Source organism: Kitasatospora sp. NPDC086801 (genome assembly GCF_044745805.1).
GTDB lineage: Bacteria > Actinomycetota > Actinomycetes > Streptomycetales > Streptomycetaceae > Kitasatospora.
On record NZ_JBIVAX010000001.1, the window covers coordinates 19,219 to 45,076 of the forward strand.

Genomic DNA, 25,858 nt, shown 5'->3' on the forward strand with positions numbered 1-25,858 from the left:
GCACCCGCGAAACTTTGGCAACCCGCCCAGGCGCCGATACCCCATGGTACTGGCACTGCGAATGTGTCCTCGCGTGCCCTTGACAACACCGGCCACCCGTGGATCATTCCGGCAGGTCAGGGCCTCAGGAGGACTCCTCGGCGAGCGCCCGCAGCCGGCTGAGCGCCCGGTGCTGCGCCACCCGGACGGCGCCCGGCGACATCCCCAGCACCTCGCCGGTCTCCTCCGCCGAGAGCCCGGCGGCCACCCGCAGCAGCACCAGCTCGCGCTGACGGGCCGGCAGGTTGGAGAGCAGTTCCTTGGCCCAGGCCGCGTCGCTGCTCAGCAGCGCCTGCTCCTCCGGGCCGAGCGCCTCGTCCGGCACCTCCGGCAGGTCGTCCTGCGGGACGACGGTCGAACCGGGCCCGCGCATCGCGGCCCGCTGCAGATCGGCGATCTTGTGCGCGGCGATGCCGTAGACGAAGGCCTCGAACGGCCGCCCCTGGTCCTTGTACCGGGGCAGCGCGCACAGCACCGCGACGCAGACCTCCTGCGCGACGTCGTCCACGTGGTGCCGGGCACCGCCGGGCAGCCGGACCAGCCGGCCGCGACAGTAGCGCAGCGCCAGCGGATGGACGTAGGCGAGCAGGGCGTCGATGGCCGGGCCCTCACCGCGGACGGCGGCCGCGACGAGTTCGCCCACCAGGGGGGAACCGCCCGTGCCGAGCACCGGCGGTCGGCCGGGGCCGGGCGCCGCACCGGGGCCGTCGGGGTCGGCGTACGACGGATCGCCGCCCGGGTCGGAGGGCTCGGCCTCCACCGGGTCCGCCTGGCAGGCCGCACCGGCGACGTCGTCACGCATCGGTCCATGGTGCCTGGTCGATCGGGAAAACGCGGCACCGCGTCCGGAGTTGTGCACCGGAACGTTATGCGCTGCGGCACCGTACGGCGTGCCGCCGCGCACCACCGGCCCCTCCTGCACCGTGCCGCCTCCCGCCCCGCCGCCGTCGGTGGTCCCGTCCTTCGCGCCGTTCGCCGAGTGTCCTGCGGCCGTGTGGTTCGCCGCAGTGCCTGTCCGCTGGTCCCCGAGGTGCTCCACTCCTCCATGGTGCAACCTCGGGACCGTAACGTCACACGCCCGGACGGCGTCCGTCCCGGGAACCGCCGGCGGCGCACCGCAGCCGGCGGCGGCACCGGCGGTCAGCGGACCAGGCCCCAGCGGAAACCCAGCGCCACCGCGTGCGCGCGGTCGGAGGCCCCGAGCTTCTTGAACAGCCGTCGGGCGTGGGTCTTGACGGTGTCCTCGGACAGGAACAGCTCGCGGCCGATCTCGGCGTTGCTGCGACCGTGGCTCATGCCCTCCAGCACCTGGATCTCACGCGCCGTCAACGTGGGCGCCGCGCCCATGTCGGGGCTGCGCAGCCGGCGGGGGGCGAGCCGCCAGGTCGGGTCGGCGAGGGCCTGGGTGACGGTGGCCCGCAGTTCGGCGCGCGAGGCGTCCTTGTGCAGGTACCCGCGGGCGCCCGCGGCCACCGCGAGCGCGACCCCGTCGAGGTCCTCGGCGACGGTGAGCATGATGATCCGCGCGCCCGGATCGGCGGACAGCAGCCGCCGGACCGTCTCGACCCCGCCGAGGCCGGGCATCCGGACGTCCATCAGAACGAGATCGGAGCGGTCGGCCACCCAGCGGCGGAGGACCTCCTCCCCGTTCGTCGCGGTGGTGACCCGGTCCACACCGGGTACGGTCGCGACCGCGCGGCGAAGCGCCTCGCGGGCGAGCGGGGAATCGTCGCAAACGAGAACGGAAGTCATGACCGTCGTCCTCCGCAGCTGATCCGCGTCACGTTGAGCCTCCTGGCTGGTACGAACCTCTCCGACACGGCCGATCGGCGACAGAGTCCGTGCTGATCGCCTCAAATTCCCCGCGATCGTTCCCGACGTCCGGCGCCCGCTAACCGCCTCCGCACTTCCAACGACCGTCACTCGAATGAGTTACGGCCTTCGGGGCCATCTCCACCACTGTACGTGGCCAACCCATTACCGATCAGCCGCATCGCGGTGCACACGCCGCACTTTTGCCCAGCTCGCGCGCGGTCGGCGCACGACCCGCACACCGATGCGGAGCGTCGCGCGCCCGTCGGCCACCCGAATGCCACGCCCGCGCCCGCCGAACCCCTTGCCCACTTTGCCCGTTTTTATAGCTTTCGTATGGTCATTGACTGTTGTGCCACTCTGTGGGTGACTTGTCCATGGAGTTGCCGTAAGTCATATTTCCAGGTGTCCACACCAGTGCATCGACGCCCCGCCGCGCCGCCCAGCAGCAGCCCGCTGAGCGCCGGCCCACGGCCGACGAGCCTCTGAAGGGAATGAGCCATGGCAGATTTCTCCCGCCTCCCCGGTCCCAACGCGGACCTCTGGGACTGGCAGCTCTCCGCAGCCTGCCGTGGCGTGGACAGCTCGCTCTTCTTCCACCCCGAGGGCGAACGCGGGGCCGCGCGGAGTTCACGCGAGGCCAGTGCCAAGGAGGTCTGCATGCGCTGCCCGGTGATCACCGAGTGCGCGGCGCACGCGCTGGCGGTCCGCGAGCCGTACGGCGTCTGGGGCGGGATGACCGAGGACGAGCGCGAGGAGATGCTGGGGCGCTCGCGGCACCGGCTGGTGGAGGTCCCGCTGACCCCGCCGGCGGTCGCACAGCGCTAGCCCCGCCTCCACGGCGCGCCGTGAAGAAACGTTTCTTCGTGGCGCCTCAGGCTGTCCGAGCCCCGTTCGGGGCCCTCAGGCCCCTCGCGCCCCAGAGGTCAGCGGCCGGCAGACCCCGCCAGCCGCTCCAGCATCAGCGCCACGGCCGGCACCTCGGCCAGATCCGGCAGGGTCAGCGCGACCACCTGCCGCAGCGCCGGCGCCCCCGCAGCCGTCCGCACCGGCACCGTCGACACCCCGTCCGGGCGCACCGACTCCAGCGCCAGCCGGGGCAGCACCGCCACCCCCAGCCCGGCCGCCACCAGGCCGACCACCGCCGGATAGTCGTCGGTCGCGAAGTCGATCCGGGGCTCGAAACCCGCCCCCGCGCACAGCTCCACCAGGTGCCCCCGGCACTGCGGGCAGCCGGCGATCCACTGCTCCCCCGCCAGCTCGGCCAGCTCCACCGGCCTGTCCCGCCCCGCCAGCCGGTGCGCGGCGGGCAGCAGGCCCACCAGCGGGTCGTCCAGCAGCGGGGTGACCACCAGATCGGACCAGTCGGAGCCGGCGCTCAGCTGCTGCGCCTCCAGGTTGGCCTCGGCCCGCGCCTCGCGCGGCGTCCCGTGCGCGGGCGCCGGCAGCGCGGCGCCGCCGTCGGACTGCGGGTAGCGGAAGGCCAGCGCGATCTCGCACTCGCCGCCGCGCAGCATCGCCAGCGACTCCGGCGGCTCCGCCTCGACCAGCGACACGCGCACCCCCGGATGGCTGTCCCGCAGCCGGGCGACCGCGGGCGGCACCAGGGTGGAACTCGCGGTCGGGAAGGAGACCAGCCGCACCCGCCCGGCCCGCAGCCCGGCGATCGCGGCGATCTCCTCCTCGGCGGCGGAGAGCCCGGCCAGGATCCCGGTGGCATGCTTGAGCAGGACCCGCCCCGCCTCGCTGAGCTGCATGCCCCGGCCGGAGCGGACCACCAGCGGGGTGTCCACCGACTTCTCCAGGGCCTTCATCTGCTGACTGATGGCGGGCTGCGTACAGCCCAGCTCGCGGGCGGCGGCGGAGAAGGAGCCGGTGCGGGCGACGGCACGCAGGACGCGCAGGTGACGGGCCTCGATCATGCCTCAGTTATAAGGCAATCTTTGCCAATGGCAAAATTCTGCTGATGATTGAAGCCTCAAACGCCGGACACGCCGGAGGCCCGGCCACACCCCGAGGGGCGCGGACCGGGCCTCCGATCGACCGTCAGGCGTCAGTGCGAGTGGCCGTGACCGTGGGAGTGGCCGTGACCGCCGTCGGCCTCCTCCTCCTTCTTCTCCACCACGAGGGTCTCGGTGGTGAGCAGCAGGGAGGCGATCGAGGCCGCGTTCTCCAGGGCGGAACGGGTGACCTTGACCGGGTCGATGACGCCGGCCTTCACCAGGTCGCCGTACTCGCCGGTGGCCGCGTTGAAGCCCTGGCCGGGCTCCAGCTCGGCGACCTTGGAGGTGATGACGTAGCCCTCCAGGCCGGCGTTCTGGGCGATCCAGCGCAGCGGCTCGTGCAGCGCCTTGCGGACCACCGCGACACCGGTCGCCTCGTCACCCTCCAGGCCCAGGCCGCCGTCCAGCACCTTGGCGGCGTGCACCAGGGAGGCGCCACCACCGGCGACGATGCCCTCCTCGACCGCGGCGCGGGTCGCCGAGATGGCGTCCTCCAGGCGGTGCTTGCGCTCCTTCAGCTCCACCTCGGTGGCGGCGCCGACCTTGATGACGCAGACGCCGCCGGCCAGCTTGGCCAGGCGCTCCTGCAGCTTCTCGCGGTCCCAGTCGGAGTCGGTGGCGGCGATCTCACCCTTGATCTGGGCGACGCGGCCGGCCACGGCCTCGGCGTCACCGGCACCGTCGACGACGGTGGTCTCGTCCTTGGTGATGGTCACGCGGCGGGCGGTGCCCAGCACGTCCACGCCGACCTGGTCGAGCTTGAGGCCGACCTCCTCGGAGATGACCGTGCCGCCGGTCAGGGTGGCCAGGTCGCCGAGGATCGCCTTGCGGCGGTCGCCGAAGCCCGGGGCCTTGACGGCGACCGCGTTGAAGGTGCCGCGGATCTTGTTCACCACGAGGGTGGACAGCGCCTCGCCGTCGACGTCCTCGGCGATGATCAGCAGCGGCCGGGAGGCACCGCCCTGGAGGATCTTCTCCAGCAGCGGCAGCAGCTCCTGGATGGAGGAGATCTTGCCCTGGTTGATCAGGATGTACGGGTCCTCCAGGACCGCCTCCTGCCGCTCCGCGTCGGTGACGAAGTACGGCGACAGGTAGCCCTTGTCGAACTGCATGCCCTCGGTGAAGTCCAGCTCCACGCCGAAGGTGTTCGACTCCTCGACGGTGATGACACCGTCCTTGCCGACCTTGTCGATCGCCTCGGCGATCAGCTCGCCGACCTGGGTGTCCTGGGCGGAGAGGGACGCGACGGCGGCGACGTCGTCCTTGCCCTCGATCTCGCGGGCCACCGAGAGCAGGTGCTCGGAGACGGCGGCGACGGCCTTGTCGATGCCCTTCTTCAGGGCGGCCGGGCCGGCACCGGCGGCGACGTTGCGCAGACCCTCGTTGACCAGGGCCTGGGCCAGCACGGTGGCGGTGGTGGTGCCGTCGCCCGCGACGTCGTTGGTCTTGGTGGCGACCTCCTTGACGAGCTGCGCGCCAAGGTTCTCGTACGGGTCGTCCAGCTCGACCTCACGGGCGATGGTGACACCGTCGTTGGTGATGGTCGGGGCGCCGAACTTCTTGTCGATGACGACGTTGCGGCCCTTGGGGCCGATGGTCACCTTGACGGTGTCGGCCAGCTTGTTGACACCGCGCTCCAGCGAGCGGCGGGCGTCCTCGTCGAACTGCAGGATCTTCGCCATGTTCCCTATTCCCTCGGGGCTGCGGCCGACCCACCGGCCGCCGGACTACGTGAACCAACAACCACGCCCCGGGCCCCTGTCACTTGGGACACGGATCCGGGGCGGGTCGGAACGACTTACTTCTCGATGATGGCGAGAACGTCGCGAGCGGAAAGAACCAGGTACTCCTCGCCCTGGTACTTCACCTCGGTGCCGCCGTACTTCGAGTACAGGACGATGTCACCGACGGCGACGTCGAGCGGCAGACGCTGGCCGTCCTCGAAGCGGCCCGGGCCGACGGCCAGGACGACGCCCTCCTGGGGCTTCTCCTTGGCGGTGTCCGGGATAACCAGGCCGGAGGCCGTGGTGGTCTCGGCGTCGAGCGGCTGGACCACAATGCGGTCCTCAAGCGGCTTGATGGCAACCTTGCTGCTGGTGGTCACGTCCGAGCTCCCCTTCGGAGATTACGGGGTTTCTAACGGGTAGGAGCGAACCTGTGGGCCTGCCGTCGCGGGGGTCAGGCACACGTCTTCGCGTTAGCACTCCCCCAGTGGGGAGTGCCAAGGACGACCATAGGCCGGTGTTAGCACTCAGTCAACCAGAGTGCCAACGGCGCGCCCGGGCATCCCGCAACCGCGGGCGCGTGGCCGCACTCCTGTGCGACCGCCCCGCCCCCGGGCGGGCTCCCGCCGTGAGTCGCGACCCGGCCCGTCCGCGCCGGCACCGGCGGGCCGGACGGGGCCGCCGACCCGCCAGAATGGCCCCGTGGACACCGAGAACCTCCAGCCCCTGCTGACCCCCGAGGGCCAGGCCCTGCTCGCCGAGCTGCGCGAGTTCACGCCCGAGGAGGAGCTGGCACTGGCCACCAGGCTGCGGCGGGAGCACCCGGCCGAGCTGGTGTCGGCGGCGTTCGGGCAGGCCCGGCTGCGGCAGCGGGCGCGGGCGAAGTTCGGGGCGGACGCCGACCTGATGTACTTCACGCCCAACGGCGTCGAGCAGTCCACCCGGCGCAGCGTGGCCGAGTGGCGGGCGCGCCGCTTCGCCGGGCTGGGCGTCCGCCGGCTGGCCGACCTGTGCTGCGGCATCGGCGGGGACGTGCTGGCGCTGGCCCGGGCCGGGATCGAGGTGCTGGCCGTCGACAAGGACCCGGCGGCCTGCGCCGCCACCGCCGCCAACGCGGCCGCGCTGGGCCTGGCCGACCTGGTCGAGGTGCGCTGCGCAGACGTCGCCGAGGTGGACGTCACCGGCTACGACGCGGTGTTCACCGACCCGGCGCGGCGGACGGCGCGCGGCCGGGTGTTCGACCCGGAGGCGTACGCCCCGCCGCTCTCCTGGGCGATCGAGGCCGGCCGCCGGACCCCGATCGGCGCGCTGAAGGTGGCCCCGGGCATCCCGCACGAGGCCGTCCCGGCCGACGCCGAGGCGGAGTGGGTCTCCGACCACGGCGACGTGAAGGAGGCGGTGCTCTGGTTCGGCACCGGGGCCGCCCGCCCGCACCGCGCCACCCTGCTGCCGCAGGCCGCCAGCCTCACCGGCGGCGACCTGCCCGACCCGCCGGCCGGCCCGGTCGGGCGCTACCTGTACGAGCCGGACGGCGCGGTGATCCGGGCCCACCTGGTGGCCGAGGTGGCCGAGCAGGTGGGCGGCCGGCTGATCGACCCGAAGATCGCCTACCTGACCTCGGACGAGCTGGTGGCCACCCCGTACGCGCACGCCTTCGAGCTCACCGACGTGCTGCCGTTCCACATCAAGCGGCTGAAGGCGCTGCTGCGCGAGCGCGGGGTCGGCACGGTGGTGATCAAGAAGCGCGGGATGGCGATCACCCCGGAGGAGCTGCGCCGCCAGCTCAAGCCCTCCGGGCCGAACGCCGTCACGGTGATCCTCAGCCGCACCGACAACGGGCCGCTGATGATGCTCGGCCGGCCCGTCTGAGGCGGCTGCGCGGCGGGCGCCCGGACTACGAGGCGGGCGCCTGGATGTAGTCCTCCAACCGGGCCACCGAGAAGCCCTGCTCCTGGATCCGGGCCAGCAGGTCGCCGAACATCTGGGTCATCGTGGCGCCCTTGAGCTCCTTCGGGCCGCGGAAGTGCGCCAGGATGATGTCGCCGGACTTCAGCTTCTTGTCCGCCGCCTGGTACTGCATGTCGTGGATCTGCATCGACTCGCGCCAGAGCACCATCGCGCGCGGACCGCACTGCTGGACCGAGTTGTTCAGCGTCGGGGTGTTGGCGCCGTCCCCGAAGGGCGGGCGGAACAGCAACGGGGCGGTGCCGTACTGCTGGGTGAGCGCGGACTGCGCGTCGCAGATCTCGGACTTCTGCTTCTCCGCCGGGATCTTGCTCATCACCGGGTGGTCCACGGTGTGGTTCTGGATGTGGTTGCCGAGCGCCTGGAGCGGCTTGAAGTAGCCGTAGTCGTTCTTGACGATGTCCCGGGTCAGGAACATCGAGATCGGCACCTTGAGCTCGGTCAGCATCTCAACGAACTTCGGGTCCTTCTCGGCACCGTCGTCGATGGTGATGAAGACGACCTTGTCGCTCGTCTTCACATCGCTGAACACCGGTACGGGGCCGGTCCGTTCGAGCTTGATGGGCTTGTCCGCGGGCGGCGCGGGAGCCGGCGCCAGCGGTTTGAGGTTCCACTTCGCCCAGGCCGCCGCGTCCCCGCCGGCCGGGGCCGGGGTGGTGGGCGTGCCGGTCGGGCTGGTCGGCACGGCGCCGCCGCCGGTGGGCTGGGGGGTGGCCGCCGAGCTGCCGCCGGCCGCCGCCGGAGCGGCGCCGCCCCCGTTGTCGCCGCATCCGGTGGCCAGGGCCAGCAGGGCCAGCGCCCCCACCGCGTACGTCCTGGTCCTGCTCCGACCGTCCCTGTTCACCGCAGCGCGCTCCCGGTTCCCGTCCAGCTTCTTCTCAGCTATGCACGGTAGCGGTCGGGGTGGCGGTTCCCGGACAGTGCCTATTCGACGTGCTCGCTGGTGAAGGACCAGCGGTGCACCGGGCGGCCGAGCAGGTCGGCCGGCGGGTCGGCGACCGGCACCGGCTCGCCGGTCCACCAGGTGATCAGCAGCACGCGTTCGCCGGGCGCGCCGAGCAGCTCGGTGCGGACCAGCCCGGCCGAGCCGCGCACCGACGGCAGCGCCACCTCCCGTACCCAGGAGGCGAGTTCGGCCCCACGGCCGGCGACGGCGCGGGCCTCCCACATCGCGGCGACGGTCACTCGGCGCCACCGGTGAGGGCCTGGTACGCCTGGCCGTGGACGTCGCCGTGCCGGACGTCCGCGGCCGGCACGTGCGCCTCGGTCACCGGCAGCGAGGAGTCGGCGGACAGGTCGAGCGCGGACGGCGTGCGGTCGCGCCACACCATCTCGGAGCCCAGCGCGGCCACCATCGCGCCGTTGTCGGTGCACAGGCCCGGCCGGGGCACCCGCAACCGGATGCCGGCCCGGTCGCAGCGCTGCTGGGCCATCTCGCGCAGCCGCGAGTTGGCGGCCACCCCGCCGCCGATCATCAGGTGGTCGACGCCGTTGTCCTTGCACGCCTTGACGGCCTTGCGGGTAAGCACGTCGGTGACGGCCTCCTGGAAGGACGCCGCCACGTCGGCGATCGGCACCTCCTCGCCGGCCCGGCGCTTGGCCTCCACCCAGCGGGCGACGGCGGTCTTCAGGCCGGAGAAGGAGAAGTCGTACGCGGGGTCGTTGCGGCCGCTCAGGCCGCGCGGGAAGGCGATCGCCTTGCGGTCGCCCTCGCGGGCGGTGCGGTCGACCACCGGGCCGCCCGGGAAGCCCAGGCCGAGCACCCGGGCGACCTTGTCGAAGGCCTCGCCGGCCGCGTCGTCGATGGTCGCGCCGAGCGGGCGGACGTCGCTGGTGATGTCCTCGCTGAGCAGCAGCGAGGAGTGCCCGCCGGAGACCAGCAGCGCCATCGTCGGCGAGGGCAGCCGGCCGTGCTCCAGCTGGTCGACGCAGATGTGCGAGGCGAGGTGGTTGACCCCGTACAGCGGCTTGTCCAGCGCCCAGGCGTACGCCTTGGCGGCGCTGACGCCGACGAGCAGCGCGCCGGCCAGGCCGGGGCCGGCGGTGACGGCGATGCCGTCCAGGTCGCTCGCCTTGACACCGGCGGTGTCCAGGGCGCGCTGAATGGTCGGGACCATCGCCTCCAGGTGGGCGCGGCTGGCGATCTCCGGAACGACGCCGCCGAAGCGGGCGTGGTCGTTGACGCTGGAGGCGACCGCGTCGGCCAGCAGCGTGGTGCCGCGCACGATGCCGACGCCGGTCTCGTCGCAGGAGGTCTCGATGCCGAGGACGAGCGGTTCGTCAGCCATGGCGGGTGTCCTTAAGGTCCTTCGGGTCAGTGCTGGGGTGGTCGAGGCGCATCACCAGCGCGTCGACGTTGGCGGGCTGGTAGTAGCCGCGCCGGATGCCCACCGGGTGGAAGCCGAAGCGCTCGTACAGCTGCTGGGCGCGCGGGTTGTCCACCCGCACCTCCAGCAGCAGTTCGGCGCAGCCGCGCCGGGCGGCCTCCCGGATCAGGTCGGTGAGCAGCGCCGCGCCGAGGCCGGCGCCCTGGTGGCGCTGGTCGACGGCGATGGTCTGGACGTCGCCCTCGCCGGCGATCGCCATCAGCCCGGCGTAGCCGACGATGGCGCCGTCCGCGCCGGTGGCGACGGTGTAGTGGCGGGTGCCGCCGGGGTGGGTCTCGGCCAGCTCGGACCAGTACATCCCGGTGGACCAGGCGTCCTCGGGGAAGAGCCGCAGCTCCAGCTCCATCACCGGCGCGATGTCCCACCAGCGCATCGGGCGCAGGGTGGTGCCGTGCTTCACGCCGGGAGCACCGCCTTGTAGCCCGCGGGGACCTGGGCGTCCGGACGGCGCAGGTACAGCGGGACGTTCGGCAGCAGCTGGCGGCCGGCCGCCAGCTCGGCGGCGGCGAAGCTCGCCAGGGCGCCGGCCGACACGTGCGCGGGGCCGTGCGCACCGGGGAAGCTCTCGGGGTAGAGCAGCGCGCCGGCGCCGACCGACCGCGACGGCGGGGCCAGCTCGGCGGGGCGGTCCACGCCGGGGCCCTCGGTGCGGTGGCCGTCGGCGTCGTAGGAGGCCCAGTAGACCTCCTTGCGGCGCGCGTCGGTGGCCACCGTGAACGGCTGCCCGGCCAGGCCTTCGGCACGGGCCTGGTGGGCGATCGCGTCCAGGGTGCAGACGCCGTGCACCGGCAGCCCGAGGGCGTGGCCGAGCGCGGCGGCGGTCACCAGGCCGACCCGCAGGCCGGTGTACGGGCCCGGACCGACGCCCACCGCGATGCCGGTGAGCCGATGCTTGTCGACGCCGGCCGCCCGCAGGACCTGGTCGATCGCGGGCAGGAGCAGTTCGCCGTGGCGCCGGGCGTCGACCTGGTGGGTCTCGGCGAGGACGGCCGTGCCGTCGTGGACGGCGGCGGTGACGGCGGGGGTAGCGGTGTCGAACGCGAGCAGCAGCACGGGTCAAGGTTAGACCGACGTTGGGCCGACCGGCTGATCGGCCGGGCGTGCCACCCGGGAACACACATCCGGGGCGCCGCGACCCGGCCGGGCGAACCTGGCACGATGGGGCCGTACGTAAAGGGACGGCGGCGGGAGCGGCACGTGGCGAAGATGGGTCCTGGTGTGGTGGTCACGGGGCTGACCCTGGGGGCCCTGGCGGTGGTGAGCCTGCTGGCCTTCCAGGCCAACGGCGCTCAGGACCGGGCGGGCGGCGCCAAGCCGGTCGCCAGCACCACGACGTCCAGCGGGCCGGCCGCCTCCGCGACGCCGAGCGCCTCGGCCACCCCGACGGTCCCGCCGCTGCCGGCCACCTCGGGCAGCGGGACGCGGGTGGTCTACTCGATCGGCAGCCACTACGTCTGGCTGGTCGACCCGAAGAAGAGCCCGCAGGTCGCGCCCGGCTTCGCGGTCACCCCGGGCTCGGTCGAGCCGGCCCCGGGCAGCTACTCGGTCTACAGCCGCACCCCGTCGACCACCGGGACGGACGGTCGGCAGATCGAGCACGTGGTGCGCTTCGCGCAGCAGAACGGCGTGGTGTTCGGTTTCAGCGCCGCCGTGGACGGCGCCACCCCGACCGCCGACTCGAACGCCAAGACCGGCGGCATCCGCAGCGGCCGCCCCGAGGGCCAGCTGCTCTGGGACTTCGCGCCGAACGGCACCAAGGTGGTCGTGGTCGCCTGAGGCGGGTCAGGCCGCGCGGGGCGTGCCCGGCTCCGGCTCCTCGGCCCGCCGGGGCTCCGGCTCGGGCGGGGTGGACACCGCCTCGGCGGCCGCACAGGCGGCCAGCAGTGCCCGCATCGGCGCCCCCTGGGCGCGGCGGGCGGACTCTCCGGCCCCGGCGCCGTGCCCGGCGCGCTTCGGGGCGGGGGTGGTGCTCGACATGGCGCCTCCCTAGTTAGGCAGACCTAACCGCAGCACCCATCCCACCACGCCCGGCACCCCGCCCGCAACACTTCCCGACAGCCTGTCGGCAAAAACGGCGCACGGCCCGGGTGCGCGCCTCAGCCGAGCGCCTCCAGCGCGACACCCGCCCAGCGCGGGCCGACGCCGGTCAGCACCACCCGGCGCGGGTCCAGGTCGTCCTCGTCGGCGGTGTCGCCGAGAGCGCGCTCGATCCGCACCTCCAGCCGGTCCTCGGACAGCCGCTCGACCTTGCCCTCGCCCCACTCGACCACGACCACCGACTCCGGCAGCGAGACGTCCAGGTCGAGGTCCTCCATCTCGTCCAGGTCCCCGCCGAGCCGGTACGCGTCCACGTGCACCAGCGCCGGGCCGCCGACCAGCGACGGGTGCACCCGGGCGATCACGAAGGTCGGCGAGGTCACCGCCCCGCGGACCCCCAGCCCCTCCCCCAGGCCCCGGGTCAGCGTGGTCTTCCCCGCCCCCAGTTCACCGGAGAGCAGCACCAGGTCCCCGGGCCGCAGCAGTGCGGCCAGCTCCCGGCCGAGCCGGCCCATCCGCTCCGGGGTGGGGACGGTGAGAGTGGCGTGCGAGCCCATGCGCGTGTCTTGCCCTTCGGTCCGTACCGGCGCGCCGACCGCCGGCCGCCCCCGCTACCGTGCCACATCGCCGACCCGGCGCGCGCCGGGCGGGGTCAGGGGCCGTCCAGGACCGCCGGGGGCGGCGCGGCGGCGGCGAAGTCGGCGGCCCGGCGCAGCAGCGCCACCAGCTCGTGGTCGACCAACTCCGGGCGCTCCAGCATCACCAGGTGCCCGGCGCCCTCCACCAGGACCAGCTCCGCGCCGGACAGCCGCTCGGCCATCGCCTCGCTGTGCGCCGACGGCGTCAGCAGGTCCTTCGTACCGGCCAGCACCAGCGTCGGCAGGCCGCGCAGGGCGGCGAGCGCCGCGTACTTCTCGTGGGTGCCGAACACCGGGTAGAACTCGGCGACCACGTCGATCGGGGTGGCGTCCAGCAGTTGCTCGGCGAACCGCACCACGCCCGGGTCGACGTCCCTCCCGCCGAAGGAGAACCTCCGGTAGAAGACGGCGGTGACGTCCGCACCCAGCCGCCTGGTCGCCTCCACCAGCTCGACCTGACGGCCCAGCACCCGCATCACCCCGGGCGCGACCTTCTTGAACAGCTTCGCGCCGGCCGACGGCAGCCCGAGGCTGACCTCGTTCCAGTCCCCCGCCAGCGTGCCGATCAGCGCCACCCCGGCGACCCGCTCCCGGAACAGCTCCGGGTGCTGGTCGGCCAGCGCCATCACCGTCATGCCGCCCATCGAGTGACCCACCAGCACCAGCGGCCCGGTCGGCGCGACGGCGTCGATCACCGCCTTGAGGTCGCCTCCCAGCTGGTCGATGCTGGCCGGCTCGCCGGCCAGGTAGGAGCGGGAGCGCTCGGAGCGGCCGTGGCTGCGCTGGTCCCAGAAGACCAGCCGCAGGCCCTCGCGCAGCGCGGCCCGCTGGAAGTGCCAGCTGTCCTGGTTGAGGCAGTAGCCGTGGCAGAACACCACGGTCAGCGGCTCGGCGCCGGGGGTGTCGCCGTCCGGCTCGGACCCGGTGCCGTCCAGTTCGACGTACAGCTCGGTGCCGTCCGGCGCGGCCACCGTCCGCGGGCGCCCGCGCAGCGAGCCGTACGGGGCCTCGGCGTCCAGCTCGTCCCGGGCCCGGCGGCGGGTCGCCCGGCCGACGGTCAGCCGCTCGATCGCCACCCCGGCGGCCGCCCCGGCCGCCAGCACGCCGACCGAGATCCCGATCACGCCGGCCCGGCTCACCCCGGAGGCCGCGCCGGCCGCGCCGACCGCCTTGGCCACCGCCGCGGCCGGGCCACTCTCGGCCGGTCCCTCCGTCATGCGTCCGGACCCTCGGTGCGGCTGCCGCCCAGGTAGCGGCGCGGGACCCGGGCGCCGATCCGGGTCACGATCTCGTACGAGATGGTGCCGCAGGCCCGGCCCCAGTCCTCGGCGGTCGGCTCGCCCTGCTCCCCGTTGCCGAACAGCAGCACCTCGTCGCCGATCGCGGGGGTGTCCCCGCCCAGGTCCACGACGAACTGGTCCATCGCCACCCGGCCGGCGACCGTGCGCCACTTGCCGCCGATCTGCACCGGGCCGGTGCCGCTGGCGTGCCGCGGGACGCCGTCGCCGTAGCCGACCGGGACCAGGCCCAGTGTGGTCGGGCCCGGCGTCACGTAGTGGTGGCCGTAGCTGACCCCGTGCCCGCCCGGAACGTGTTTGACCAGCGCCAGCCGCGCGGTCAGCGCCATCACCGGGCGCAGCCCGAAGTCGGCCGGCGACCCGACCTGCGGCACCGGCGACAGCCCGTACGCGGCCAGGCCGGTGCGGACCAGGTCGAAGTGCGACTGCGGCAGCAGCAGGGTGGCCGGCGAGTTCGCCAGGTGCCGCACCTCCGGGCGCAGCCCGGCGGCCTCGGCCCCGGCCAGCGCCGCGTGGAAGGAGTCCAGCTGGGCCTGGATCGACGGGTGGCCCGGCTCGTCGGCGGCGGCGAAGTGCGACCAGACACCGACCACGGTCAGCAGCCCCTCGGCCTCGGCGCGGCGGGCGGCGGCCACCAGGTGCGGCCAGTCGTGCGGCTGGCAGCCGTTGCGGCCCAGACCGGTGTCCGCCTTCAGGTGCACCCGGGCCGGGATGCCGGTCTCCCGGACGGCCGGCAGCAGTTCGTCCAGCGCCCACTGACCGCTCACCGAGACATCGACGTCCGCGCGCAGCGCCTCCCGCCACGGCCCGCCCGGCGTCCACAGCCAGCACAGGACGCGGGCCTGCTCCGGGCGGATGCCCGCGGCCCGCAGCGCCAGCGCCTCCTCGGGCGTCGCGCAGCCGAGCCAGCCGACCCCGTTCGCGACCGCCTCGCGGGCGCACTCGACGGCGCCGTGGCCATAGGCGTCCGCCTTGACCGCGAGCATCACCGCCGAGCTGCCGACGCGCTCGCGCAGCGCGGCGAGGTTGCCGCGCAGGGCGGCCAAGTCGATGGTCGCCTCGGCCCGTGCGCCGTCGGTCAGGGTGGCCGTGCCGGTCGTGTTCGCAGTTGTCATCAGGGTCAGTCTCCCAGACATCCCGGAGTCCTCGCCGAACGGCCCGTCGGTGCGGCGGCGCGGTGCCCGGGCCCCCGGAACCGCGCCGACCTGCGGCGAACCGCTCGTCACCCTGTTCCGGACGCCCACGGAGGACCGATCGGTTCCGCCCCGGCCGCGCCTCCCGCCCCGCCCGTCGGCCGACGCCCCGGCTACGCCTCCCGCACCGCCCGCCACACCGCGGGCAGCGCCTGCGCCACCGCCAGCGCCGTCACCGGCGCGCCCGGGGCGCCCGCCGCGTGGCGGCCCGCCAGGCCGTGCAGGTAGGCACCCACGGAGGCGGCGTCCAGCGGTGACAGGCCGGCCGCCAGCAGGGAGCCCGCCAGGCCCGCCAGGACGTCGCCGCTGCCGGCGGTGGCCAGCCAGGACGTGCCGGTCGGGTTGACCCGGACGGCGCCGCCCGGGTCGGCGATCACGGTCGTGGAGCCCTTGAGCAGGACCGTCGCCCGGTAGTCGGCCGCCAGTCGGCGCGCGGTGGCCAGCCGGGCGGCGGCCAGCGAGTCGGCGGGCGGCGGCGCGGTGCCGTCGGCGCCCGCGAGCAGCCGGGCGGCCTCGCCGGTGTGCGGGGTGAGCAGGGTGGGGGCCGTCCGGCCGGCCAGCGCGCCCGGGCCGAGCCGGGCCAGCTCGGTCAGCCCGTCCGCGTCCACCAGTACCGGGACGTCGCTCGACAGCGCCTCGGCCAGCGCCTGCCGCGCCCCCTCGCCGCCGCCCGGCCCGACCACCCAGGCCTGCACCCGCCCGGCCCCGGCCGGCCCGCCCTCGGTGACCAGCGCCTCCGGGAAGCGCCGCACCACCTCCTCGGCCGCCGTGCCGACGTACCGGACGGCGCCCGCGCCACCGCGCAGCGCCCCGGCGACCGCCAGCAGCGCCGCGCCCGGGTACGCCGCCGAACCGGCCGCCACCCCGACCACGCCCCGCCGGTACTTGTCGCTCTCGGCGCCCGGCAGCGGCAGCAGCGCCGCCACGTCCGCGTGCTGCAGGGCCGTCACGTCCGGCGCGGGCGGCTCCAGTCCGATCCCGACCAGCTGGACGGCGCCCGCGTACGAGGCCCCCGGGTCGACCAGCAGGCCCGGCTTGTACGTGCCGAAGCAGACCGTGACGTCCGCGCGCAGCGCCTCGCCCGGCACCTCGCCGGTGTCGGCGTCCACCCCGCTGGGCAGGTCCACGGCCACCACGACCCCGCGCCGCCCGGCCCGCGCGTACGGCCGGGCCCCGGCCCGCAGCCCGCCCCGGCCCCCGATGCCGACGATGCCGTCCAGCACCAGGTCGGCGCGCGAGAAGTCGGCCAGGCCGACTTCCTGATCCAGCACCACCCGCCCGCCGGAAGCCCGCACCGCGGCCAGCCCGCCCGCGTGCGCACGCTCCGGCACGAGCAGCACCGCCGTCACCCGCGCGCCCCGCCGGGCCAGCGCCGCCCCGGCGTACAGGGCGTCACCCCCGTTGTCCCCGCTGCCGGCCAGCACCACCACCCGACTGCCGTACACCCGCCCCCGACGCCCCGCCAGCAGCCGGGCGCAGGTCGCCGCCAGCCCGGCGGCCGCCCGCTGCATCAGCGTCCCCTCCGGCAGCCGCGCCATCAGCTCGGCCTCGGCGGCCCGGACGACTTCCACCCGATGGGCATGACGCATGCGAGGGCTCCTTCAGCAGTCGACGTACCGCCGACGCTAGCCCGCGCCACCGCCCCACGGCAGGCCGAGCTGCGGGACACTTTCGAGTGACAACCACTTCGATCCCCCGCCGGTGGCGGTCCGCACGCCTACCTTGTGGCTCGGCACGGACCCACAGGAGGGAGAAGGGCCATGGTCGCCATGCCAGCTGTCGAGGGCCCGCGAGGCCGGGACGACCTCATCCAGGCGTTCCTGGAGTTGGACACCCCGCCCGGCTACAAGGCAGAGCTCATCGAAGGGGAAATCGTCGTCGCGCCACCACCGGACGGGGCCCACGAAACCGCGTTCTCGCTACTCAACCGGCAGTTCATGCGCAAGGTCGAGATCGAGCTGGACATCTCCGGCAACAAGGGACTGATCACACCCAAGGGTCGGTTCATCCCCGACGGAACCCTGAGCCCGGTCGGCCATTTCGAGCACGCTGACTCCTGGGCCTCCGCCACGGGAGTCCTGCTGGTCTTCGAGATCACCTCGACCAACCCGTACAAGGACCGCGAACCCAAGCGCCGCGGCTACGCCGCCGCCGGCATCCCGTGCTACCTGCTGATCGACCGCAGCGAGGGCATGGTCACGCTGTTCACCAAACCCGAGAGCGAGGACTACATCACCCGCACGCAGGTCGAGTTCGGCAAGCCGATCGACCTGCCCGCCCCCTTCTCCTTCACGCTCGACACGGCGCCCCTGCGGTAGGACGCAGCCACCGCAGGGGCACCGGGCCGACCGGTCGACTACTCGACGGTGACCGACTTGGCCAGGTTTCGCGGCTGGTCGACCTCGTGGCCCTTGGCCGTCGCCAGCTCGCACGCGAAGACCTGGAGCGGCACGGTGGAGACCAGCGGCTGGAGCAGGGTCGGGGTGACCGGGATGCGGATCAGGTGGTCCGCGTACGGGACGACCGCCTCGTCGCCCTCCTCGGCGATCACGATGGTGCGGGCGCCACGGGCCCGGATCTCCTGGATGTTGGAGACGATCTTGTCGTGCAGGATCGACCGCCCGCGCGGCGAGGGAACGACCACGACGACCGGCAGCCCCTCCTCGATCAGCGCGATCGGACCGTGCTTGAGCTCGCCCGCCGCGAAGCCCTCGGCGTGCATGTACGCCAGCTCCTTGAGCTTGAGCGCGCCCTCCAGGGCCACCGGGAAGCCGACGTGACGGCCGAGGAACAGCACCGAGCGGGCGTCGGCGAGCGAGCGGGCCAGCTCGCGCACCGGCTCCATGGTCTCCAGGACCTGCTCGACCTGCTTGGGCGCGTCGCTGAGCTCCTTGATGACCGCGAAGATCTCGTCGCCCCACTTGGTGCCGCGCACCTGGCCCAGGTAGAGGGCGACCAGGTAGCAGGCGACCAGCTGGGTCAGGAACGCCTTGGTGGAGGCGACGGCGACCTCGGGGCCGGCGTGGGTGTACAGCACCGCGTCCGACTCGCGCGGGATGGTGGACCCGTTGGTGTTGCAGATCGCCAGCACCTTGGCGCCCTGCTCGCGGGCGTGCCTCAGGGCCATCAGGGTGTCCATGGTCTCGCCGGACTGGGAGATGGCGATGACCAGCGTGCCCGGGCCCATGATCGGGTCGCGGTAGCGGAACTCGGAGGCGACCTCGACCTCGCAGGGGATGCGGGTCCAGTGCTCGATCGCGTACTTGGCGATCATGCCGGCGTGGAAGGCGGTGCCGCAGGCGACGATGACGACCTTGTCGACCGAGCGCAGGTCGGCGTCGGAGATGCGCAGCTCGTCGAGGGTGAGCCGGCCGTCGGTGCCGATCCGGCCGAGCAGGGTGTCGGCGACGGCCTTCGGCTGCTCGGCGATCTCCTTGAGCATGAAGTAGTCGTAGCCGCCCTTCTCGGCGGCCGAGGCGTCCCAGTCGACGTGGTACTCGCGCACGTCGGCCGGGGTGCCGTCGAAGTTGGTCACCGTGACGCCGTCCCGGCGCAGTTCGACGACCTGGTCCTGACCCAGCTCGACGGCCTCGCGGGTGTGCGCGATGAACGCGGCGACGTCGGAGGCGAGGAAGTTCTCGCCCTCTCCGCGCCCGACCACCAGCGGCGAGTTGCGGCGGGCGCCGACGACCACGTCCGGCGCGTCGGCGTGCACGGCGACGAGGGTGAAGGCGCCGTCGAGGCGGCCGCAGACCACCCGCATGGCCTGCGCGAGGTCACCCTCGTAGGCCTCGCCGAGCAGGTGGGCGACGACCTCGGTGTCGGTCTCGGAGCGGAGGGTGTGGCCGCGCTCGGCGATCTCGGCGCGCAGCTGGGCGAAGTTCTCGATGATGCCGTTGTGCACCACGGCCACCCGGAGGTGGTCGTCCAGGTGGGGGTGGGCGTTGGCGTCCGTCGGGCCGCCGTGGGTGGCCCAGCGGGTGTGGCCGATGCCGGTGGTGCCGCCGGGCAGAGGGGTCTCGGCGAGCGACTTCTCCAGGTTGGCGAGCTTGCCGGCCCGCTTGTCGGTGACCAGACTCCACTGCCCGTCGGAGTCCTGCGCCTGCACCGCGACACCGGCCGAGTCGTAGCCCCGGTACTCCAGTCGCTGCAGGCCTGCGATTACTACGTCGAGGGCGGACTGCGCGCCCACGTATCCAACAATTCCGCACATGCGTGCCAGCATAAGGGCGGTTCTGAGCCCCTTTTCCCGATTCCCGCGAACAGTGCGTGACCGACACCACAACCACGGTGAACGCCGCCACGGCTCACAATGGAGCATGTGCTGACCGAACTCTGTACGCGGGGCGCCGCCACGCCCGGCCCGTCGCCGTCCCCCTACGTCGACCTCAGCCGGGCCGAGTGGAGCGCACTGCGCGAGCGTACGCCGCTGCCGCTGACCGCCGAGGAGGTGGAACGGCTACGTGGCCTCGGTACCGCCCTCGACCTGGACGAGGTCCGCGACGTCTACCTGCCGCTGTCCCGGCTGCTGAACCTGTACATCCACGCCACGCACGAGCTGCGCGGCACGCTGGGCACGTTCCTGGACACCCCGGACACCGAGCGCACCCGCACCCCGTTCATCATCGGCGTGGCCGGCTCGGTCGCGGTCGGCAAGTCGACCACCGCCCGCCTGCTGCAGGCCCTGCTCGCCCGCTGGCCCGAGCACCCCCGGGTCGAACTGGTGACCACGGACGGCTTCCTGCTGCCCAACGCCGAGCTGCGCCGCCGCGGCCTGATGGCCCGCAAGGGCTTCCCGGAGTCGTACGACCGCCGGGCACTGACGCGCTTCGTCGCGGACGTGAAGGCGGGCAAGGAGCGGGTCACCGCGCCGGTGTACTCGCACCTGGTGTACGACATCGTGCAGGGCGAGCGGCTCACCGTGGAGCGCCCGGACATCCTGATCGTCGAGGGCCTGAACGTGCTCCAGCCGGCCCTGCCCGGCTCCGACGGGCGCACCCGTCTGGCGGTGGCCGACTACTTCGACTTCTCGATCTACGTCGACGCCCGCACCGACGACATCGAGCACTGGTACCTGGACCGCTTCCGCAAGCTCCGGCAGACCGCCTTCCAGGACCCGAACTCCTACTTCCGCCGCTTCACCGAGGTGCCGGAGGAGGAGGCGATGGAGTACGGCCGTCAGGTCTGGCGCACCATCAACAAGCCGAACCTGCTGGAGAACGTCCTGCCGACCCGCGGCCGGGCCACCCTGATCCTCCAGAAGGGGGCGGACCACAAGGTCCGCCGGGCGCTGCTGCGCAAGCTCTGACACCAACACGACGGAAGGGGCCCCCGCTGCGGTGGGGGCCCCTTCCGTCGTGCCGGGCTCAGCCCAGGTGCGTCCGCACGGCCTCGGCCAGCCGCTGCGCGACGGCCTCGGCCTGCACCGGGTCGGCGGCCTCGACCATGACCCGGACCAGCGGCTCGGTGCCGGACGAGCGCAGCAGCACCCGGCCGGTGGAGCCCAGTTCGGCCTCGGCCCCGGCGACCGCGGCGGCCAGCTCGACGCTGGTGTTCACCCGGCTCTTGTCGACGCCCTTGACGTTGATCAGCTGCTGCGGCAGACGGGTCATCACGGCGGCCAGGTCGGCCAGCGGCTGCTTGGTGGCGGCCAGCCGGGCGCCCAGCATGAGGCCGGTCAGGGTGCCGTCGCCGGTGGTGGCGTGGTCGAGCAGGATGACGTGGCCGGACTGCTCGCCGCCCAGCGCGAAGCCGTGCTCCTTCATCGCCTCCAGCACGTAGCGGTCGCCGACGGCGGTCTCCACCAGCTCGACGCCCTCGCGCTCCATCGCCAGCTTGAAGCCGAGGTTGGACATCACGGTGGCCACCGCGGTGTTGCGGCGCAGGGTGCCGGCGTCCTTCATGGCGACGGCCAGGATGGCGATGATCTGGTCGCCGTCCACCTCGTTGCCGTCCGCGTCGGCGGCCAGGCAGCGGTCGGCGTCGCCGTCCAGGGCGATGCCGAGGTCGGCGCGGTACTCCGTCATGGCGGCCCGCAGCCGGTCCAGGTGGGTGGAGCCGACGCCGTCGTTGATGTTGAGGCCGGTGGGCTCCGCCCCCAGGGTGTGGACGACCTCGGCGCCGGCCCGGGCGAAGGCCTCGGGGGCCACGTAGGCGGCCGCGCCGTGGGCGCCGTCGATGACGACCTTGATGCCGTCGAGGCGGTTGGGCAGCACGCCGATCAGGTGGGCGACGTACTTGTCGAAGCCCTCGGTGTACTCGCGCACCCGTCCGACGGCGGCGCCGGTCGGACGGTTCCAGTCCTCGCCGCCGAGCGTGTGCGTGCGGTAGTGGGTCTCGATCGCGTCCTCGATGCGGTCGTCCAGCTTGTGGCCGCCGCGGGCGAGGAACTTGATGCCGTTGTCGGGCATCGCGTTGTGGCTGGCGGAGAGCATCACGCCGAAGTCGGCGCCGAGCGCGCCGGTGAGGTACGCGACGGCCGGGGTCGGCAGCACGCCGACCCGGAGCACGTCGACGCCGGCACTCGCCAGACCGGCGATGACGGCGGCCTCCAGGAACTCGCCCGAGGCGCGCGGGTCCCGGCCGACCACCGCGACCGGCCGGTGGCCCTCGAAGGCGCCGGCCTCGCCGAGCACATGGGCCGCCGCGACCGACAGCCCGAGCGCCAGCTCGGCCGTCAGGCCCTCGTTGGCCACCCCGCGCACGCCGTCCGTACCGAAGAGTCGTCCCACTGTCCCGTCCTCCATCACCACTGCTCGGAACCCAACCGATGGCACCCGGCCGCCGCACGATAGCCGGGGAACACGTCGCCCCGGAGTACACGTGGTACTCCGGGGCGACGGTTCGCGCAACCAGGGGGTGCGCCGCCAGGGCGGACCGCACCCCCAGGGAGCGACTAGCGCTTGCTGTACTGCGGCGCCTTGCGGGCCTTCTTGAGACCGGCCTTCTTGCGCTCGACGGCGCGGGCGTCACGCATCAGGAAGCCGGCCTTCTTGAGGGCGGCGCGGTTGTTGTCCACGTCGGCCTCGTTCAGGGCACGGGCCACGCCGAGGCGCAGCGCGTAGGCCTGGCCGGAGACGCCGCCACCGGAGATGCGGGCGACGACGTCGTAACGGCCGTCAAGCTCGAGGAGCTTGAAGGGCTCGTTCACGGTCTGCTGGTGCACCTTGTTGGGGAAGTAGCCCTCCAGGGTGCGGCCGTTGATCTTCCACTGGCCGGTGCCGGGGACGATGCGCACGCGGGCGATCGCCTCCTTGCGACGGCCGAGGCCTGCGCCGGGGACGGCCTCGCCGAAGCGGCCGGCCAGGGACTCGGAGGTGTAGCTCTCCTCGGAGGTGTACTCGCCCTCGACGGCCTCGACGGCCTCGTCGAAGTCGACCTCAAGGGTTTCAGTGGTCTCGGCCACGGTGTTCCTCAGCTCTTTTCAGTGTTGGGGGGCTTGGTGGCCGAATTACTGCGCGACCTGGGTGATCTCGAACGGCACCGGCTGCTGGGCAGCGTGCGGGTGCTGGTCGCCCGAGTAGACCTTCAGCTTCGAGAGCATCTGGCGGCCCAGGCTGTTCTTGGGAACCATGCCCTTGATGGCCTTCTCGACGGCCTTCTCCGGGTTGTTCGCCAGCAGGTCGTCGTAGCGCACCGACCGCAGACCGCCCGGGAAGCCCGAGTGGCGGTAGGCCAGCTTCTGGGTCTTCTTGTTACCGGACAGGTGCACCTTGTCGGCGTTGATGATGATGACGAAGTCACCAGTGTCAACGTGCGGCGCGTAGATCGCCTTGTGCTTACCCCGGAGGAGGTTGGCGGCCTGGGAAGCCAGGCGGCCGAGCACGACGTCGGTCGCGTCGATGACGTGCCACTGACGCTGGACGTCGCCGGGCTTGGGGCTGTACGTACGCACGGTCGTAGCCTTCGCTTTTCAGTGAGTGAGTCCTGACAGGAGCACCCGGGACGGAAGAGCAGCCTGGCCAACCTTGGACGCAATTCAAGGGGGACCGCTGGTCGTCGAACCTGATGTCTCCGGCGTACCGACCTCTCACGTGAGATAGAGCGAGCCAATACGCACATCAAGCGTCCAGGTTACCGGGCGAGTGGGTGGGGGTCAAAAATCGGCTGACCCGACCACCCCGCCACTCAGCGTTCGCGCTCCACCCGGCTGACGTCCCAGACCGGCTCGGGCGACTCGTAGACCCGGCCGTCCGCACCGAACACCAGGAAGCGGTCGAAGGTCTTGGCGAACCAGCGGTCGTGGGTGACGCACAGCACGGTGCCGTCGAAGGCCTCCAGCCCGGCCTGCAGCGCCTCGGCGCTCTCCAGGTCCAGGTTGTCGGTCGGCTCGTCGAGCAACAGGGCCGTCACGCCGGAGAGTTCGAGCTTGAGGATCATCAGCCGGGCCTGCTGCCCACCGGACAGCGACTCGAACCGCTGCTCCTCCTGCCGGTCCAGCTCGTAGCGGCGCAGCGCGCTCATCGCGGCGCCCCGGCCGAGCGCGTGCTCCTCCTCGATGATCGAGCGCACCGTCCGGCCGAACAGCTCCGGGTGGGCGTGGGTCTGCCGGAAGTGGCCGGGGACGACCCGGGCGCCGAGCTTCCAGCTGCCGGTGTGCGCCACGCTGCCGTCGCCCGCCAGCAGTCGCAGGAAGTGCGACTTGCCGGAGCCGTTGGAGCCGAGCACGCCGACCCGCTCGCCGTAGAAGACCTCCAGGTCGAAGGGCTTCATCAGGCCGGTGAGCTCCAGCCGCTCCACGGTGAAGGCGCGGACGCCCGTCCGCCCGCCCTTGAGCCGCATGGTGATGCTCTGCTCGCGCGGCGGCGCCTCCGGCGGGCCGGCGTCCTCGAACTTCTTCAGCCTGGTCTGGGCGGCGGAGTAGCGGGAGGCCATGTCGTGGCTGATGGAGGCGGCCTGGCGCAGGTTGACGACCAGCTTCTTGAGCTTGGCGTGCTCCTCGTCCCAGCGGCGGCGCAGTTCCTCGAAGCGCTCGAAGCGGGCCTTGCGGGCCTCGTGGAAGGTGGCGAAGCCGCCGCCGTGCACCCAGACGCTGCTGCCGGCCGCGCCGGTCTCGACGCTGATGATCTTGTCGGCGGTGCGGGACAGCAGCTCGCGGTCGTGCGAGATGAACAGGACCGTCTTCGGGGTGGCCTTGATGGCCTCCTCCAGCCAGCGCTTGGCCGGGACGTCCAGGTAGTTGTCGGGCTCGTCGAGCAGCAGCACCTCCTCGGGGCCGCGCAGCAGCGCCTCCAGGACGAGCCGCTTCTGCTCACCGCCCGAGAGGGTGTTCAGGCCGCGCCACTGGGCCTTGTCGAAGGGCATCCCGAGGGCCGCCATGGTGCAGACGTCCCAGTCGGTCTCGTAGTCGTAGCCGCCGACGTCGGCCCAGTCGGAGAGCGCCTGGGCGTAGGCCATCTGGGTCTTCTCGTCGTCCTGGGCGATCATCGCCAGTTCGGCGGCGTCCACCGCACGGGCGGCGACGGCGATCCGCTCGGGGGCGACGGACACCAGCAGGTCGCGGACCGAGGCGTCCGACGCCAGCGCACCCGGGGTGGCCCGCTCGTCCTCGCGGCCGGTGGTGCCGACGAACTGGCGCATCACGCCGAGCCCGCCGCTGATCGTCACCGTGCCGCCGTGCGGCTGGAGGTCCCCCGCGATCATCCGCAGCAGGGTGGTCTTGCCGGCCCCGTTGGCGCCGACCAGGGCGACCGCGGCGCCCTCACCGACCCGGAAGGACGCGTCGTCGAACAGCACCCGCCCGTCCGGCAGGTAGTACTCCAGGTGCGAAATCTCGACGTGTCCCATGCGGACGATTGTCCCAAGCCGACGCGCCCGGCCAAAACGGATTACGCGACGGGCGGCTGACCGGGCAGTGTGCGCATCCGCCTGGCCTGCCGGTTCCGCTCGGCGAGCCGGTCGTCCGGCGGGTAGCCGACCTCCTCAAGGGTGAGCCCGTACGGCCGGATCACATTGACGGCCGAGTTGCGGACCCCGCCGGCCAGCACCTCGCCGGGGAACTCCACCGGCCGGTGCCCGTCGCCGACCAGCAGCATCGCCCCGACCAGCGCCCGGACCATGTTGTGGCAGAACGCGTCGGCGCGGACGGTGGCGACCGCCAGCGAGCCCTCCTGGGCGGCGTAGGAGTCCACCGGGACGCGGTCCCAGTGCAGTTCCAGCAGGGTGCGGATGGTGGTGGCGCCCTCGCGCTTCTTGCAGTACGCGGCGAAGTCGTGCTCGCCGAGCAGCAGCTTCGCGGCCTCGTTCATCCGGTCGACGTCCAGCGGGCGGTCGTGCCAGAGCACGTGCCCGCGCAGCAGCGGGTCGACCCCGCCGGGGTGGTCGGCGACCCGGTAGGCGTAGCGGCGCCAGATCGCCGAGAAGCGGGCGTCGAACCCGGCCGGCGCCTCGCCGACCCGGTAGATCCGGACGTCCCCGGGCAGTCGGCCGGCCAGCCGGCGCAGCAGCTTCTCGCGGTGCGCCTCCCACAGCTCGGCCGGCAGGTCGACGTGCGCGACCTGGCCGCGGGCGTGCACCCCGGCGTCGGTGCGCCCGGCCACGGTCAGCGGGAACGACTCGGGGCTGCGGGTGACGATCTGCAGCGCGGTCTCGATCTCCTCCTGGACCGTCCGGCGGCCGCCGCGCTGGCGGGCCCAACCGGAGAACTCGGCGCCCTGGTAGGCGAGATCGAGCCGGACCCGGACGTACCCGTCGGCCGGGCCGTCCTTCACCGGCGGCTGCTCGGCGCAATCGTTGACCACAATCCACTCCAGACAGAAGGAAC

General features: G+C 73.2%; 26 protein-coding genes. 5 read left to right on the plus strand and 21 right to left on the minus strand.

All coding sequences use genetic code 11. The features are described 5' to 3' along the window. Positions 1–124: 124 nt before the first annotated feature. Positions 125–841 carry a sigma-70 family RNA polymerase sigma factor gene (locus ACIPLC_RS00065; RefSeq protein WP_400469054.1) on the minus strand — a complete coding sequence of 239 codons (717 nt, stop codon included), beginning with the start codon at positions 839–841 and terminating at the stop codon, positions 125–127. Between the two features lie 338 nt (positions 842–1,179). Then, positions 1,180–1,791: a response regulator transcription factor gene (locus ACIPLC_RS00070; protein ID WP_014136228.1), complete on the minus strand. Its 612-nt coding sequence runs from the start codon at positions 1,789–1,791 to the stop codon at positions 1,180–1,182. Positions 1,792–2,352: 561 nt separating this feature from the next. Between ACIPLC_RS00070 and ACIPLC_RS00075 the strand changes: the two genes are divergently transcribed. Next, complete coding sequence (locus ACIPLC_RS00075) at positions 2,353–2,679, plus strand: WhiB family transcriptional regulator (protein WP_400469056.1); 327 nt, start codon at positions 2,353–2,355, stop codon at positions 2,677–2,679. 98 nt (positions 2,680–2,777) lie between these two features. Here the strand turns inward: ACIPLC_RS00075 and ACIPLC_RS00080 are convergent, their stop codons facing one another. The 3 genes from ACIPLC_RS00080 to groES form a co-directional block, all read right to left on the minus strand. Continuing rightward, the gene (locus ACIPLC_RS00080; protein WP_400469058.1) at positions 2,778–3,773 is read right to left on the minus strand and encodes a LysR family transcriptional regulator; all 996 of its coding nucleotides are present in this window, start codon (positions 3,771–3,773) and stop codon (positions 2,778–2,780) included. A gap of 131 nt (positions 3,774–3,904) precedes the next feature. Further along, positions 3,905–5,536 carry a chaperonin GroEL gene (gene groL, locus ACIPLC_RS00085; RefSeq protein WP_400469061.1) on the minus strand — a complete coding sequence of 544 codons (1,632 nt, stop codon included), beginning with the start codon at positions 5,534–5,536 and terminating at the stop codon, positions 3,905–3,907. Between the two features lie 116 nt (positions 5,537–5,652). Beyond that, positions 5,653–5,958 (minus strand): co-chaperone GroES, encoded by a 306-nt coding sequence (gene groES / locus ACIPLC_RS00090; protein WP_014136232.1) that lies wholly within the window; start codon positions 5,956–5,958, stop codon positions 5,653–5,655. 322 nt (positions 5,959–6,280) lie between these two features. Between groES and ACIPLC_RS00095 the strand changes: the two genes are divergently transcribed. Next, a complete protein-coding gene (locus ACIPLC_RS00095; RefSeq protein WP_400469064.1) occupies positions 6,281–7,447 on the plus strand; it encodes an SAM-dependent methyltransferase in 1,167 nt (388 codons plus the stop codon). Positions 7,448–7,472: 25 nt separating this feature from the next. Here ACIPLC_RS00095 and ACIPLC_RS00100 read toward each other — a convergent pair whose 3' ends face one another. The 5 genes from ACIPLC_RS00100 to tsaB all read right to left on the minus strand — a co-directional run bounded on the left by ACIPLC_RS00100 (position 7,473) and on the right by tsaB (position 10,983). Beyond that, positions 7,473–8,387 carry a polysaccharide deacetylase family protein gene (locus ACIPLC_RS00100; RefSeq protein ID WP_400469066.1) on the minus strand — a complete coding sequence of 305 codons (915 nt, stop codon included), beginning with the start codon at positions 8,385–8,387 and terminating at the stop codon, positions 7,473–7,475. An 80-nt stretch (positions 8,388–8,467) separates the two neighbouring features. Next, a complete protein-coding gene (locus ACIPLC_RS00105; RefSeq protein ID WP_400469069.1) occupies positions 8,468–8,728 on the minus strand; it encodes a hypothetical protein in 261 nt (86 codons plus the stop codon). Next, a complete protein-coding gene (tsaD, locus tag ACIPLC_RS00110; protein ID WP_400469071.1) occupies positions 8,725–9,831 on the minus strand; it encodes a tRNA (adenosine(37)-N6)-threonylcarbamoyltransferase complex transferase subunit TsaD in 1,107 nt (368 codons plus the stop codon). The genes ACIPLC_RS00105 and tsaD overlap by 4 nt, the downstream gene beginning before the upstream one ends. Then, entirely contained in the window at positions 9,824–10,303 is a 480-nt protein-coding gene (rimI, locus tag ACIPLC_RS00115) for a ribosomal protein S18-alanine N-acetyltransferase (protein ID WP_400470601.1), read from the minus strand. The genes tsaD and rimI overlap by 8 nt, the downstream gene beginning before the upstream one ends. A gap of 23 nt (positions 10,304–10,326) precedes the next feature. Next, complete coding sequence (gene tsaB, locus ACIPLC_RS00120; protein ID WP_400469074.1) at positions 10,327–10,983, minus strand: tRNA (adenosine(37)-N6)-threonylcarbamoyltransferase complex dimerization subunit type 1 TsaB; 657 nt, start codon at positions 10,981–10,983, stop codon at positions 10,327–10,329. A 105-nt stretch (positions 10,984–11,088) separates the two neighbouring features. Between tsaB and ACIPLC_RS00125 the strand changes: the two genes are divergently transcribed. Beyond that, positions 11,089–11,706: a hypothetical protein gene (locus tag ACIPLC_RS00125; protein WP_400469077.1), complete on the plus strand. Its 618-nt coding sequence runs from the start codon at positions 11,089–11,091 to the stop codon at positions 11,704–11,706. Between the two features lie 6 nt (positions 11,707–11,712). Here the strand turns inward: ACIPLC_RS00125 and ACIPLC_RS00130 are convergent, their stop codons facing one another. The 5 genes from ACIPLC_RS00130 to ACIPLC_RS00150 form a co-directional block, all read right to left on the minus strand. After that, entirely contained in the window at positions 11,713–11,907 is a 195-nt protein-coding gene (locus ACIPLC_RS00130) for a hypothetical protein (RefSeq protein ID WP_400469080.1), read from the minus strand. Between the two features lie 119 nt (positions 11,908–12,026). Next, entirely contained in the window at positions 12,027–12,524 is a 498-nt protein-coding gene (gene tsaE / locus ACIPLC_RS00135; RefSeq protein WP_400469082.1) for a tRNA (adenosine(37)-N6)-threonylcarbamoyltransferase complex ATPase subunit type 1 TsaE, read from the minus strand. Between the two features lie 95 nt (positions 12,525–12,619). Further along, positions 12,620–13,822 (minus strand): alpha/beta fold hydrolase, encoded by a 1,203-nt coding sequence (locus ACIPLC_RS00140; RefSeq protein ID WP_400469085.1) that lies wholly within the window; start codon positions 13,820–13,822, stop codon positions 12,620–12,622. Beyond that, complete coding sequence (alr, locus tag ACIPLC_RS00145; protein ID WP_400469088.1) at positions 13,819–15,018, minus strand: alanine racemase; 1,200 nt, start codon at positions 15,016–15,018, stop codon at positions 13,819–13,821. The genes ACIPLC_RS00140 and alr overlap by 4 nt, the downstream gene beginning before the upstream one ends. A gap of 191 nt (positions 15,019–15,209) precedes the next feature. Next, positions 15,210–16,685 carry an NAD(P)H-hydrate dehydratase gene (locus ACIPLC_RS00150; protein ID WP_400469091.1) on the minus strand — a complete coding sequence of 492 codons (1,476 nt, stop codon included), beginning with the start codon at positions 16,683–16,685 and terminating at the stop codon, positions 15,210–15,212. A gap of 171 nt (positions 16,686–16,856) precedes the next feature. Here ACIPLC_RS00150 and ACIPLC_RS00155 point away from each other — a divergent pair, with 171 nt between their 5' ends. After that, positions 16,857–17,414: a Uma2 family endonuclease gene (locus ACIPLC_RS00155; RefSeq protein WP_400469094.1), complete on the plus strand. Its 558-nt coding sequence runs from the start codon at positions 16,857–16,859 to the stop codon at positions 17,412–17,414. A gap of 38 nt (positions 17,415–17,452) precedes the next feature. Here the strand turns inward: ACIPLC_RS00155 and glmS are convergent, their stop codons facing one another. Further along, positions 17,453–19,309 (minus strand): glutamine--fructose-6-phosphate transaminase (isomerizing), encoded by a 1,857-nt coding sequence (gene glmS / locus ACIPLC_RS00160; RefSeq protein WP_400469097.1) that lies wholly within the window; start codon positions 19,307–19,309, stop codon positions 17,453–17,455. A 99-nt stretch (positions 19,310–19,408) separates the two neighbouring features. Here glmS and coaA point away from each other — a divergent pair, with 99 nt between their 5' ends. Next, positions 19,409–20,404 (plus strand): type I pantothenate kinase, encoded by a 996-nt coding sequence (coaA, locus tag ACIPLC_RS00165; protein ID WP_400469099.1) that lies wholly within the window; start codon positions 19,409–19,411, stop codon positions 20,402–20,404. 58 nt (positions 20,405–20,462) lie between these two features. Here coaA and glmM read toward each other — a convergent pair whose 3' ends face one another. From glmM to truA, 5 genes are all read right to left on the minus strand, one after another. Further along, a complete protein-coding gene (gene glmM, locus ACIPLC_RS00170; protein WP_400469102.1) occupies positions 20,463–21,827 on the minus strand; it encodes a phosphoglucosamine mutase in 1,365 nt (454 codons plus the stop codon). Positions 21,828–21,991: 164 nt separating this feature from the next. Beyond that, positions 21,992–22,501 (minus strand): 30S ribosomal protein S9, encoded by a 510-nt coding sequence (gene rpsI / locus ACIPLC_RS00175; RefSeq protein WP_400469105.1) that lies wholly within the window; start codon positions 22,499–22,501, stop codon positions 21,992–21,994. 45 nt (positions 22,502–22,546) lie between these two features. Then, on the minus strand, positions 22,547–22,990 hold the full coding sequence (gene rplM, locus ACIPLC_RS00180) for a 50S ribosomal protein L13 (protein WP_014136251.1): 444 nt from the start codon (positions 22,988–22,990) through the stop codon (positions 22,547–22,549). A 233-nt stretch (positions 22,991–23,223) separates the two neighbouring features. Then, on the minus strand, positions 23,224–24,882 hold the full coding sequence (locus tag ACIPLC_RS00185; protein WP_400469108.1) for an ABC-F family ATP-binding cassette domain-containing protein: 1,659 nt from the start codon (positions 24,880–24,882) through the stop codon (positions 23,224–23,226). Positions 24,883–24,923: 41 nt separating this feature from the next. Next, on the minus strand, positions 24,924–25,835 hold the full coding sequence (gene truA / locus ACIPLC_RS00190; RefSeq protein ID WP_400469111.1) for a tRNA pseudouridine(38-40) synthase TruA: 912 nt from the start codon (positions 25,833–25,835) through the stop codon (positions 24,924–24,926). Positions 25,836–25,858: the final 23 nt, after the last annotated feature.